At 53.1% G+C, this 12,073-nt stretch carries 11 protein-coding genes; 6 read left to right on the forward strand and 5 right to left on the reverse strand.

Annotation, left to right across the window (positions count from 1 at the left end):
• The first annotated feature begins 1 nt into the window (after position 1).
• Entirely contained in the window at positions 2-742 is a 741-nt protein-coding gene (locus tag ACZ1HF_RS13685) for an SDR family oxidoreductase (RefSeq protein WP_472658033.1), read from the forward strand.
• Between the two features lie 11 nt (positions 743-753).
• On the forward strand, positions 754-1,749 hold the full coding sequence (locus ACZ1HF_RS13690; RefSeq protein ID WP_472658034.1) for a P1 family peptidase: 996 nt from the start codon (positions 754-756) through the stop codon (positions 1,747-1,749).
• On the opposite strand, the gene ACZ1HF_RS13695 is transcribed toward ACZ1HF_RS13690, so the two are convergent.
• The 4 genes from ACZ1HF_RS13695 to ilvD form a co-directional block, all read right to left on the reverse strand.
• Positions 1,750-3,774 carry an FAD-dependent oxidoreductase gene (locus ACZ1HF_RS13695; protein ID WP_472658035.1) on the reverse strand — a complete coding sequence of 675 codons (2,025 nt, stop codon included), beginning with the start codon at positions 3,772-3,774 and terminating at the stop codon, positions 1,750-1,752.
• A gap of 62 nt (positions 3,775-3,836) precedes the next feature.
• Positions 3,837-4,214, reverse strand: coding sequence for a hypothetical protein (locus tag ACZ1HF_RS13700; RefSeq protein ID WP_472658036.1), 378 nt, complete (start codon positions 4,212-4,214; stop codon positions 3,837-3,839).
• 12 nt (positions 4,215-4,226) lie between these two features.
• Entirely contained in the window at positions 4,227-5,000 is a 774-nt protein-coding gene (locus ACZ1HF_RS13705; protein WP_472658037.1) for a DUF6478 family protein, read from the reverse strand.
• A 144-nt stretch (positions 5,001-5,144) separates the two neighbouring features.
• Positions 5,145-6,878 (reverse strand): dihydroxy-acid dehydratase, encoded by a 1,734-nt coding sequence (ilvD, locus tag ACZ1HF_RS13710; protein WP_472658038.1) that lies wholly within the window; start codon positions 6,876-6,878, stop codon positions 5,145-5,147.
• A 117-nt stretch (positions 6,879-6,995) separates the two neighbouring features.
• On the opposite strand from ilvD, the gene ACZ1HF_RS13715 reads away from it, so the two are divergent.
• Genes ACZ1HF_RS13715 through ACZ1HF_RS13730 form a run of 4 tightly spaced genes read left to right on the forward strand, consistent with a single transcriptional unit; the run spans position 6,996 to position 10,668 of the window.
• Entirely contained in the window at positions 6,996-7,886 is an 891-nt protein-coding gene (locus ACZ1HF_RS13715) for a lysostaphin resistance A-like protein (protein WP_472658039.1), read from the forward strand.
• Positions 7,887-7,942: 56 nt separating this feature from the next.
• The gene (accD, locus tag ACZ1HF_RS13720; RefSeq protein WP_472658040.1) at positions 7,943-8,920 is read left to right on the forward strand and encodes an acetyl-CoA carboxylase, carboxyltransferase subunit beta; all 978 of its coding nucleotides are present in this window, start codon (positions 7,943-7,945) and stop codon (positions 8,918-8,920) included.
• Positions 8,921-8,924: 4 nt separating this feature from the next.
• Positions 8,925-10,163, forward strand: a complete 1,239-nt coding sequence (locus tag ACZ1HF_RS13725; protein WP_472659052.1) for a bifunctional folylpolyglutamate synthase/dihydrofolate synthase — start codon at positions 8,925-8,927, stop codon at positions 10,161-10,163.
• Positions 10,156-10,668, forward strand: coding sequence for a RidA family protein (locus ACZ1HF_RS13730; protein WP_472658041.1), 513 nt, complete (start codon positions 10,156-10,158; stop codon positions 10,666-10,668). The genes ACZ1HF_RS13725 and ACZ1HF_RS13730 overlap by 8 nt, the downstream gene beginning before the upstream one ends.
• 27 nt (positions 10,669-10,695) lie before the next feature.
• Here the strand turns inward: ACZ1HF_RS13730 and ACZ1HF_RS13735 are convergent, their stop codons facing one another.
• Positions 10,696-12,051 (reverse strand): NAD(P)/FAD-dependent oxidoreductase, encoded by a 1,356-nt coding sequence (locus ACZ1HF_RS13735; protein ID WP_472658042.1) that lies wholly within the window; start codon positions 12,049-12,051, stop codon positions 10,696-10,698.
• Positions 12,052-12,073: the final 22 nt, after the last annotated feature.

A 12,073-nucleotide genomic window follows, 5' to 3' on the forward strand; every position in this document is an offset into this window, starting at 1 on the left:
CATGCGTCTGAGAGGCAAAACTGCGATTGTTACAGGCGGAGCATCTGGCTTTGGTGCTGGCATCGCCCGGAAGTTTGTCGCCGAAGGGGCCAAGGTCATGATAGCGGATATCAATGCCGAGGCTGCAGATGCTATGGCATCTGAGATAGGCGGGCTATCTTTTGGGTGTAATATGGCCATGTCGGACGATGTGATAGCGCTGAGCGAAGCGACGCTAAAGGCCATGGGCCAGATCGATATCCTTGTGAACAACGCAGGTGTAACCCATTTGCCGCAAGCGATGGAAGATGTGACGGAGGATGACTTTGACCGCGTGATCGCCGTGAATGCGAAATCTGTTTTCTTGACGGCAAAATATATCATCCCGCATATGAAATCACGTGAAACCGGTTGTGTTCTGAACGTCGCTTCCACGGCTGGTGTCAGCCCAAGACCACGCCTGAGTTGGTATAACGCCTCCAAGGGTTGGATGATCACTGCCACCCGATCAATGGCGGTTGAGCTTGCACCGCTGGGTATAAGGGTGAATGCAATAAACCCGGTAGCAGGTGAAACACCGCTTCTGAAATCCTTTATGGGCGAAGATACGCCCGAAATCCGGGAAAAATTCCTGTCTACTATTCCACTTGGTCGGTTTTCCACGCCAGAAGATATGGGGAGTGCCGCTTGTTTTCTATGCTCAGAAGAGGCGAGCATGATTACTGGTGTTTGCATGGAAATTGATGGTGGGCGCTGTATTTGACGGAGGCGTAAATGCGACCTGGGCCAAAAAACCTGATCACAGATGTGGCTGGCCTGCGTGTTGGCAACGCGCAAGATGAGCACTTGAAATCCGGTACGACAGTGCTGACTGCTGATGTGCCATTCGTCGCATCAGTGAATATTATGGGCGGTGCACCGGGCACACGCGAAACCGATCTGCTTGCCCCGGATAAAACAGTTGAAGCTATAGACGCTCTGGTTTTGTCTGGCGGTTCCGCCTTTGGGTTGGATGCGGCATCTGGTGTTGTCGATGCTTTAAGACAGTCGGGGCGCGGTTTTCAGGTTGGAGATGTCTGCGTCCCTCTGGTCCCAGCTGCCATTCTGTTCGATTTGATCAATGGCGGCGAAAAGGGTTGGGATGAAAACCCTTATTGTAACCTTGGTTACAAGGCTTTTCAGACCGCAGCCTATGATTTTGAGATCGGAACAGTTGGCGCGGGTATGGGGGCTACAACAGCGACCCTGAAAGGTGGGCTAGGCTCTGCGTCGTTCGTGCTGGATAGTGGCATCACAGTTGGTGCTTTAGTCGCCGTGAACGCGTTTGGCAGTGTTACGACCCCCGGAACAAATCATTTCTGGGCGGCCCAGTTCGAGGTTGGGGGCGAATATGGTGATATTGGCCCCGATATACGCAGCGATATTTGTACACTGCCTCTGCCTTTGAAATCTGATCTGTTCGGCGATCAGGGCAACACAACGATTGCCATAGTGGCAACTGATGCTGCGCTAACAAAAGCGCAGGCCATGCGTATGGCGGTTGCCGCACAAGATGGGATCGGGCGGGCCATTTTGCCAGCACACACACCGATGGACGGTGATCTGGTTTTCTCAGCTGCTACTGGTCAGAAGGGCCAAGCCGATGCGGATCAGGTTATGGAGATCGGCCATGCCGCAGCACTGTGCTTGTCGCGGGCCATCGCGCGAGGTGTTTACGCCGCAGTACCAGCGCAAAATGATATTCTGCCGGTCTGGAGTAGTAAAACCTGACTATAAGGACGCTGCCAAACGCGTGCCTTGATCAATAGCGCGCTTGGCGTCCAGCTCGGCTGCGACATCTGCGCCTCCGATGATATGGGGTGTTTTACCTTGTTCAATCAGCTCATCAGCCAATTTACGCAAAGGCACCTGACCGGCGCATAACACGATCGTATCAACCTCGATCAGCTTCGCATTTTCCCGCGCTTCACCGAAGGAAACATGCAATCCATTCGTATCTATCTGTTCATAATTAACGCCGCCAATCATTTCGACGCCTTTCATCTTCAACGCAGCCCGATGAATCCAACCTGTGGTCTTGCCCAGACGTTTGCCCAGTTTTTCAGATTTGCGTTGTAACAGCACAATCTGGCGTACTGGCGCGTCCGGTTTTGGACCATCTGTCGCTATGCCGCCCCGTGTTTCAGCGGGATCAGTGACACCCCATTCTGCTAACCATGCATCCAGATCTTCGGTCGGACTGTCATCCGTCGCTAAATATTCAGCGACATCAAACCCGATACCACCAGCACCGATAATCGCCACGCGTTTGCCAACCTCTGCCTTGCCACGTAGCACGTCAATATAGGACAGCACATTCGGATTATCTTGACCGGGAATATCGGGATCCCGAGGTAAAACGCCAGAGGCGATAATCACTTCGTCAAATGGCGCAAGCATGTCAGGGGTAGCTTCCGTTTTTAGCCGCAGATCAATCCTGGCTTTTGCAACCATGGTCTTGTACCACTCAACCAGCCCATGAAATTCTTCCTTGCCGGGAACCATACGTGCCATATTCAACTGGCCACCAAGTTGGTCTGCCTTATCAAGCAGGGTCACCTTATGCCCCCGTTCTGCGGCAGTAAGTGCCGTGGACAGGCCAGCAGGCCCTGCCCCGACAATGGCAATAGTTTTTGCAGTTTCTGCGGGTAAGATCGTCAGCTCTGTTTCATGGCAGGCGCGAGGGTTCACCAGACAGCTGCTCATCTTGCCGCTGAACGTATGGTCCAGACAGGCCTGATTGCAGGCAATACAGGGCGCAATTTCATCTGCTTTTCCCGAGGCCGCTTTGGTAACAAAGTGCGGGTCCGCCAGAAAGGGCCGCGCCATGCTGATCATATCGGCGCAGCCATCTGCCAAAACCTGTTCCCCGACCTCTGGCGTATTGATCCGGTTCGATGTGATTACCGGAATGCCAACTTCGCCCATCAGTTTCTTAGTGACCCATGTAAACGCACGGCGTGGGACCGACGTGGCAATCGTCGGAATCCGCGCTTCATGCCAACCTATTCCGGTGTTAATTATCGTCGCGCCAGCTGCCTCAATCGCATGAGCCAGCATCACGACTTCATCCCAGGTTGACCCGTCGGGGATCAGGTCAATCATGCTCAGCCGATAGATCACAATAAAATCATCACCCACAGCAGCGCGCACGCGTTTGATCACCTCTACTGGCAGGCGCATACGGTTTTCATAAGGTCCGCCCCAACGATCTTCGCGCTTGTTGGTGTGGGTCACAAGAAACTGGTTCAGAAAATACCCTTCTGAGCCCATGACTTCGACACCGTCATATCCCGCCTTGCGTGCACGGGAGGCTGCCTCAGCAATATCAGCAATCTGTTTTTCGATACCGTCTTCGTCCAGCTCCTTCGGTGGGAAAGGGGAAATCGGCGATTTGATAGCCGATGGTGCGACACATTCAGGCCCATAGGCATAACGCCCAGCGTGAAGGATTTGCATCGCGATCTTACCGCCTGCATTATGTACGCGGTCAGTTACGATCTGGTGGTTGGCTATATCATCTTCCGAGAACAACCCCGCGGCACCGGGATACACGCCACCTTCGCGGTTCGGGGCCATGCCGCCTGTGACCATCAACCCTACCCCACCCCGCGCGCGTTCTGAATAGAATTCGGCGACGCGATTCCAGTCCTTCGTTTCTTCAAGGCCGGTATGCATCGAGCCCATCAACACCCGGTTTTTCAATGTGGTGAAACCCAGATCAAGCGGAGCCAGAAGGTGGGGGTAATCGGTCATTATGCGCCTCCTTTTTTAACAACCTGCCGCAAGTTGACGCTAACGTCACTCAGAACGCCGCGTCACCCGGTTGTCTCATTGCAATGGCGGCGAAACGCCCTTTTCAGCATGTCCAACTCTGATCGTAGCAGGTTGATCTCGGTGCGAAGGTCTTCTGCCAAAGGCTCACCAGTGATGATCGAAAAACTGTCGAGCGTATCACCTGTGGCTTGATTGACGATCAGAACAGTATGTACGCCATCACTCAGAAACTCCAAGGGCAACGACAAAGTTACGACCCAAGTGCGGTCGACCGTCTTATCCTGCGTAATTGACAGATCACCAAGTTGTTGATCCAGACAGTGGGCCGTCAAGTTAGGGGGTTCGGTGGTCTGTGCTGTCAGAACACCTTCATATCTGCCGCTTAAAATGCGCGTTTTGGTCAGAGTCAAATTAGTCATCAGGCGCAGTCCTCAATATCCGGCACGAGGTCGGCGGTTGAAGGTCACATCGCGCAACGTAATCCCATTCATGGCAGGATCATTGAAAATTATATCCATCCATATTCGTTCTAACCGCTGTTCATGCAAATTCATATGCGCCAGATCAAACTCTACCAATGCTTCTGGTGTATTGGCAGGCAGTTGTTCGGTTCTTTGTTGGGTATTCGGGCCAGATTTTATGTTCAGCCGTGCATATATCTCTAACGGCTTCTCTGCTTCAATCTCGACCTTCATCGCAAGAACATGTGTGCTGCGTAAACCCTCAAGCGCAGTATCGGGCAGGTTCAGCGCAAGGGACAGAAAGTTGCCATCAAATTGGAATATATCAAGATGAAGCCCAAAAGGTGCGAGATCGACTTCACGGCGGTTTTGTATCTGGCGCACTGTCAGCTCAGATTGCCGACAGTCATGATATATCATCGACATAGTTCCAAGGCGCGTTCGGTCGGCAACTGCTGCAAATCCGCTTGGAGAGATCGGTCCGCGCCAAAGTTCGGGCCGGTGAGTCCAGTCGGAATGCGCAGGTCTGGGCATCGTGTCTGAGCCTGCTCCGGGCAGTGCTAATTGGCCTTCTATGACATTGTTTGCGCCATCGATGACCTGCCGCATATGTCGAATTTGGCTGCGTAGTTGGCGCAGTTCGAAAATATCGGCGTCCTGAGCTGTGCCCGCGATTCTTGCCCAGCGTTTTAGGCTGTTATCGTGCAGTTTTTGCCATATCAAATCTTTGACGCGTTTCATCATCGCGGGTGTTTGACCTTCCCTCGACCTCATTCAGAGCTATCATTAATCACGTAGTCTTAACAGTGGGTTCAGCTAACAGGACGGGCTGTTGAAGCTATTCATGGGCAAACCATGAATAGCTTCAGATATACGGTTACGTCTGGATCATATATCCATATAGACGTGTCGCTCTGCCTTTGCACCCGGATGAGTCACAGCCCCCAACCGTGTTGGCCCTACAAGTTGGGCGTATTTCCACAAAGCACCCGAGGCATAAATTGTTTCGCGTGGGCCTTTCCAACCGTCTTTGCGCGCGGCAAGCTCTTCTTCGGTCAACTCAACGCTGATCTCGCCTTTCACAGCATCCAGTGTGATCACATCACCATCCTTCAGCAACGCAATCGGTCCGCCATGGGCAGCTTCCGGTCCTACATGGCCCACACAGAACCCGCGTGTCGCGCCCGAGAAACGGCCATCCGTAATCAAGGCTACTTTTTTACCCATACCCTGACCGGACAGGGCTGCCGTGGTCGAAAGCATCTCGCGCATCCCTGGCCCGCCAGCGGGACCTTCATTGCGGATCACGATGACTTCGCCTTCTTCATAAGCACGCTTCTGCACAGCTTCGAATGCATCTTCTTCGCATTCGAACACGCGGGCGGGGCCGGTAAAGACGATATCATCTTCGCCCATACCAGCGATTTTTACGATTGCTCCATCAGGTGCAAGGTTGCCTTTCAGACCGACTACGCCACCAGTTTTGGACAAAGGCTCTGCGATGGAATAAATGACCTTCCCATCTGCTTCCAGCGTCACGCGGTCGATCTCTTCGCCGATGGAATACCCTGTCGCAGTCATGCAATCTTCGTGGATCAGGCCGGCTTTGCGTAACTCTTTCATCACAACAGGCACACCGCCTGCTTCATACAGATCTTTTGCGACATACTGACCACCCGGTTTCAGGTCGACGAAGTAGGGCGTGTCACGGAAAATCTCGCAGACATCTTCAAGGTTGAAATCAATCCCTGCTTCATGGGCAATCGCAGGCAAGTGCAGACCGGCATTGGTTGACCCGCCTGTACAGGCCACCACACGCGCGGCGTTTTGCAGGGATTTCAGTGTCACCACATCACGGGCGCGGATATTCTTGTCCAGTAGGTTCATCACTGCCTCTCCCGAGGCGACTGCATAGTGATCGCGTGACTCGTAAGGCGCGGGTGCGCCGGATGAGTTCGGCAAGGCAAGTCCGATAGCCTCTGAAACACAAGCCATCGTGTTGGCAGTAAACTGCCCGCCACATGCACCTGCACTTGGGCAGGCGACCCGCTCTAGCGTTGCTAAGGCTGCATCTGACAGATTGCCTGCCTGATGTTCTCCTACCGCCTCGAACACGTCCTGCACGGTCACGTCTTTACCGTTCAAACGACCCGGCAGGATCGAACCACCATAGATAAAAACCGACGGTGTATTCAGTCGCACCATTGCCATCATCATGCCTGGCAGGGATTTGTCACACCCGGCAAGACCCACAATCGCGTCATAGCAATGTCCGCGCATGGTCAATTCAACCGTATCAGCAATCGCTTCGCGCGATGCCAGTGACGACCGCATTCCCTCATGCCCCATGGCAATGCCATCTGTCACCGTGATCGTGGTGAATTCCCGAGGTGTGCCATTGGCTTGTTTGACTCCCAGCTTGACTGCCTGCGCCTGCCGGTTCAGCGCAATGTTACACGGAGCAGCTTCATTCCAGCATGTTGCTACTCCAACAAAAGGCTGGTGAATTTCTTCATCCCCAAGTCCCATCGCGTAGAAATAAGATCTATGCGGCGCACGACTTGGTCCTTCTGTCACATAGCGGCTTGGTAGTTTGGTCTTGTCGGTAGGTTTCTTCAACATCTTGGCCTCCCTCAGAGTCGTCATTGGGAATAATACTCAGCGCCAACAGGCACAAGCGTGATTGCACCCTATCCCATGCACAGGTAGCGTGACCTAAATTTGAAACCCGGAAGCGACATGATGCAAAGAACCCCTGAATTTGAGGCGTATATCGCCAAGGCCAAAGCCTATCCGGCAATTTGGCGTCTTCTTCTGGGCTGCGTCACGCTGCTTGTGGTTTATTTTCTTTGCATCATGCTGATCGGACTCATTGCAGCGGTGATCTATGGCGAGTCGACGATCGAGCTGATGTCAAAGCTCCAGACCCCCAACGATCCACAAACCATGTTTGTCGTACTTGCGACCTTCATTGGCATGGCGGTCGCGGCTGTTTTTGCAGGGTTTTGGCACTGGCGGGGATTGGCATCCCTGATCGGGCCGCTTTCAGCGACACTTAGGGATGGGGTGAAAACCTTTCTGATCAGCGCTGTTCTGTTTGTCCTGATTTTTCTGGCCTCATCGACCGTTTTCGGCACCGCGGTTACACCAAACCTGTCCTTTCAGGACTGGCTTGCCTACATGCCTCTGGCGGTGCCACTATTGCTGATCCAGACCAGCTCGGAAGAGTTGGTGTTTCGTGGTTATCTCATGCAACAGCTTGCCGCACGGTTCCGTTCTCCATTGATCTGGTTTCTTATCCCGGCGATTTTATTTGCCGCAGGCCATTACAACCCCGAACTTGACCCGATTCTTGCCGCGTTGATCATTGCGGCGACAGGTACATTCGGGTTGGCGGCCGCTGATTTAACCCGGATCACGGGCAATCTTGGTGCAGCGATAGCACTGCATTTTGTGAATAATTTCTTTGCCCTGTTTCTGGTCGCGGTGCCGGATCAGATGTCTGGTCTGAGCCTTTATCTAGCACCCTTTTCTATGGACGATGTCTCAATCGTTGCACCGCTATTGGTACTGGACATTATTACCCTTATCTTTGTGTGGTTTATTATCCGGCGTTTGCTGCGCCGCTGATTGCATTTCCTTTGGCTGAGGCTTATCTCAGATTGAAACTGGATTAGAGGCACTTCATGAACTGGATTTCCAACTACGTCCGGCCAACGATCAACTCGCTGTTTTCACGCCGCGAGGTGCCGGAAAACCTTTGGACCAAGTGTGGCGAATGCGGCACCATGCTGTTTCACCGGGAATTGTCAGATAATCTGAACGTCTGTTCTAATTGCGATCATCATATGGCCTTTACACCGCGGGAACGGTTTCAGGCCCTGTTCGACGGCGAGATTTTCTCTGAGGTTGAGGTGCCAGAACCTGTTGCGGACCCGCTGCAATTCCGGGATCAGAAGAAGTATCCGGACCGTATGAAAGAAGCCCGCAAAAACACAGGCGAACAGGAAGCCATGCTGGTTGCCCATGGCGAAGTCATGCGAACGCCAATTGTTGCGGCGTGTCAGGACTTTTCGTTCATGGCGGGCTCTATGGGGATGTATGTTGGCAATGCGATTATCGCAGCCGCCGAACAGGCAGTGAAAATGAAACGTCCGCTTGTTCTATTCTCTGCCGCTGGCGGCGCGCGCATGCAAGAAGGAATTCTGTCCCTGATGCAGATGCCGCGTACCACGGTTGCTGTCGAGATGCTAAAAGAGGCGGGCCTGCCTTATATCGTTGTGCTGACCCATCCTACCACCGGCGGTGTTACGGCTTCTTACGCTATGTTGGGCGACGTGCATATCGCCGAACCGAATGCCTTGATCTGTTTTGCGGGTCCGCGCGTGATCGAACAGACAATCCGTGAAAAATTGCCCGAAGGCTTTCAGCGCGCAGAGTATTTGCTGGATCATGGGATGCTTGACCGCGTGACCCATCGTAAAAATCTGAAAGATGAGCTGGTGACAATCATCCGTATGCTCATGGGTGATACCCCCGCTGTTAAAGGTGATTTGCCCCCCCTGCCGAAAAACCAGAGAAAGACGTCATCGTTCTGCCCGAAGCAGATATGGTCGAGGCGGAACCCAAGGCGTGAGCAACTTCTCCAGCGATGCCATCCTTGAGCGGATGATGACGCTGCACCCTAAGGTCATGGACCTGACTCTTGATCGCGTCTGGCGGCTTCTGGATACGCTGGGCCACCCTGAACGTAATTTGCCACCGGTGATCCATATAGCTGGTACAAATGGCAAAGGGTCAACTCAGGCAATGATCCGCGCGGGGCTGGAAGGCGCAGGCAAAACGGTTCATGCTTATACGTCCCCCCATCTTGCACGGTTTCATGAGCGTATCCGGCTGGCTGGGAAGCTAATTTCTGAACCTGCACTGACGGCCATTCTGGACGAATGCTATGATGCCAATGGCGATGCTGCGATCACCTATTTTGAGATAACGACTGTCGCGGCTTTGTTGGCTTTCAGCCGAACGCCCGCTGACTATTGTTTGCTAGAGGTTGGTTTGGGCGGCCGTCTGGACGCCACCAACGTCATTGACACGCCCGCTGCGACTGTGATCACGCCTGTTTCCATCGATCACCAGCAATATCTGGGGGATACACTGTCTGAGATTGCAGGGGAAAAGGCAGGAATTCTTAAACACGGTAGTCCATGCATCGTCGGCCCTCAGGAAGATGCAGCCCTTGACGTGATCGAGACCCGCGCAGCCAGTGTTGGCGCGCCCCTGCAAATCTACGGGCAACATTGGCATGTGACGACAGAACGTGGACGATTGGTCTTTCAGGACGAACGTGGCCTGCTTGATCTACCCCTTCCTGCTTTGTTGGGGGATCACCAGATACAAAATGCTGGCTCTGCCATCGCTGTTTTGCGCTATTTTGATATGGGTGATGCTGCGTATGAAGCTGCGATGATAAATGCCCACTGGCCCGCCCGTCTGCAGCGTTTGAAAAATGGGTCGCTGGTCAAGGCCGCGGGTTCGGCTGAGTTGTGGTTGGATGGCGGTCACAATCCCGCCGCTGGTTTAGCACTTGCAAAAGCGTTGGCAACGCTTCCTTCAAAACCGACGTATTTAATCTGCGGCATGCTCAATACCAAGGATGTGTGCGGCTACATGCGACCTCTACGTGGATTGGTAGAAACTCTGTATGCTGTCTCAATTCCAGGCGAACAAGCGACACTCAGCGCAGATGACACAGCCAAAGCTGCCCGCGATACAGGGTTGGATGCCAAAACTGCCCTGGATGTCGGAAGTGCAATTGCCGAGATCACCAGGTCTGCGCCATGCGCGCGTATTCTGATCTGCGGCTCACTTTATCTCGCCGGAGCAGTTTTGCGTGAGAATGAGTGAACAAAACTACGCCATACAGGTCCATAAGTGGTGGAGACTGTCGTATGAAAGCTTTTGTATATTCGAAAATGCAGGGAAGGAGATGTTTATGCCTTCTGGCTTTGAAGTCGATAATGTCTGGCAGTCCAGAAATCGCGGCTTTCAGATGGGTGTCATACAGGATGAAGGCGTCGTGGTTCATTTGACTGGACAAGTTGCGTGGACAACAGAAGAAAAAGTTGTCGGCAAAGGAGATGTCGAGGCACAGACCCGCCAGATTTTCGATAATACACGAAAACTGCTAATAAAAGTCGGCGGCAAGCTTTCGGATATTATCTCCATCACAACCTATTTCACTGACCGGTCCCAGCTTCCGATCATTCAGAAGGTGCGAACGGAGTATCTACGTTCTGGACATGAACCGGTCTCAACATCGGTAATGGTTGCAGGCTTGGGTCACGAGGACTTCTTGGTGGAACTCACCCCAATCGCCGTAATTCCGAAACACCGATTTATTCGCCCGTAGGTAACTGAAGCTTTGCCTCGCACTTACCTAAAGGGCCGGACCTAATTTCAAAGGGCTCCCATCTATAAAACGATCCATTCGGAAGCGGCTCAAATTATGTTCGGGCTTTTGTCCTGAAACCATCCGCGCAATAACTCGGCCGAAGCCTGGCCCAATTCCGAACCCGTGCCCGCTCATGCCGGTTGCTACGACCAGCCCCGATAATGCACGAACATGATCAATAATCGGAACGGCATCCGGCATCGCATCAACCATACCCGCCCAACTGTTCAGAATGACCGGAGCGCCAACTTTCGGGAACCTTTCCGCGAATCTGTTGACCATGAGTCGGACATATTTCTCATCGGCTTGCGGCTCAAGAACCCGCGTTTTCTCAAAAGGCGAAATTTGATCATCCGCCCATGATCTTTCCGTCCGCCAAGCGTCTGGAAATCCGGCAGGCGCGCGCGGTTGCATGTCGATACCTTTCCAGTTTTCTTTCAGTATCGGGACATAAGGTCGAAAGTGCCGCAGCGCATCCGGGCCCAGATAAAACCCATGCCTGTCTGTAATCGCCAGCGTGAAGCCGCCATCACGCCGTCGCCGCAAGGCCAACTGGTCATCTGAAGAGGTCTGTGATGTGAACTCAGGCAATTGAGCAGTTTGTGCGACCGTTCCGCGAACGGTGAGTTGTGGTAAGATAATGCCGTGCTTGCGGGCAAACAGTGATGACCATGCACCGCCTGCCAAAACCACCTGCTCACAGGCGGTGTATCCATCCTCGCACACGACGCCGCCTACTTTTCCGGCAACAATATCCAGAGAACGGACTGCGCAGTTTTCTCGAATTTTCACCCCTGCGTCATGCGCGAGCTTTGCAACTGTAGGCACAGCGACCCAAGGCTCACCGCGCGCATCGCTTGGGGTGCTGACGGCACTGATCCATCTTTCATCGGACTGATCCGAGAAAATATTTGCAATTTCTGCCTTTGATAGAATCCTGGAAGTCAAACCGTGCTCACGGGCTACGGATATCCAGTTTTCATGCTTTGCTGCCTGCGCTTCTGTGCTTGCCAAATAATTCACAGGTGCTGTGGCAACTCCGCATTGATCCTTCGTTTTTTTGTTGATCTCATGCCATAGCCCGAGCGACTGCATCATGATTGGTAATTCATCAGGATCCCGACCCTGCTGTCGTATCCAGCCCCAATTTCGCGATGATTGCTCACCTGCGATGCGGCCCTTTTCATAGATGACGACGCGTTTACCCATTCGGGCGAGGTAAAGAGCGCTAAACACACCGATGACCCCGCCGCCGATAATGACAACGTCAATTTTTTCGGGATGTGCATCGTTAAATCTTACGGGTGTGTTGATTGTGATGCGGCTTGCACTGTCAGTCATCAAATTTCTTTCTCCACCGCTG

The organism is Litoreibacter sp. GN1-5, from assembly GCF_055693805.1.

What these genes read in the sequence shown, in the direction of transcription:
- ACZ1HF_RS13685 (WP_472658033.1), top strand. Translation starts at nt 2, where the DNA reads ATGCGTCTGAGAGGCAAAACTGCGATTGTTACAGGCGGAGCATCTGGC.
- ACZ1HF_RS13690 (WP_472658034.1), top strand. Translation starts at nt 754, where the DNA reads ATGCGACCTGGGCCAAAAAACCTGATCACAGATGTGGCTGGCCTGCGT.
- ACZ1HF_RS13695 (WP_472658035.1), bottom strand. Translation starts at nt 3,774, where the DNA reads ATGACCGATTACCCCCACCTTCTGGCTCCGCTTGATCTGGGTTTCACC.
- ACZ1HF_RS13700 (WP_472658036.1), bottom strand. Translation starts at nt 4,214, where the DNA reads ATGACTAATTTGACTCTGACCAAAACGCGCATTTTAAGCGGCAGATAT.
- ACZ1HF_RS13705 (WP_472658037.1), bottom strand. Translation starts at nt 5,000, where the DNA reads ATGATGAAACGCGTCAAAGATTTGATATGGCAAAAACTGCACGATAAC.
- ilvD (WP_472658038.1), bottom strand. Translation starts at nt 6,878, where the DNA reads ATGTTGAAGAAACCTACCGACAAGACCAAACTACCAAGCCGCTATGTG.
- ACZ1HF_RS13715 (WP_472658039.1), top strand. Translation starts at nt 6,996, where the DNA reads ATGATGCAAAGAACCCCTGAATTTGAGGCGTATATCGCCAAGGCCAAA.
- accD (WP_472658040.1), top strand. Translation starts at nt 7,943, where the DNA reads ATGAACTGGATTTCCAACTACGTCCGGCCAACGATCAACTCGCTGTTT.
- ACZ1HF_RS13725 (WP_472659052.1), top strand. Translation starts at nt 8,925, where the DNA reads ATGATGACGCTGCACCCTAAGGTCATGGACCTGACTCTTGATCGCGTC.
- ACZ1HF_RS13730 (WP_472658041.1), top strand. Translation starts at nt 10,156, where the DNA reads ATGAGTGAACAAAACTACGCCATACAGGTCCATAAGTGGTGGAGACTG.
- ACZ1HF_RS13735 (WP_472658042.1), bottom strand. Translation starts at nt 12,051, where the DNA reads ATGACTGACAGTGCAAGCCGCATCACAATCAACACACCCGTAAGATTT.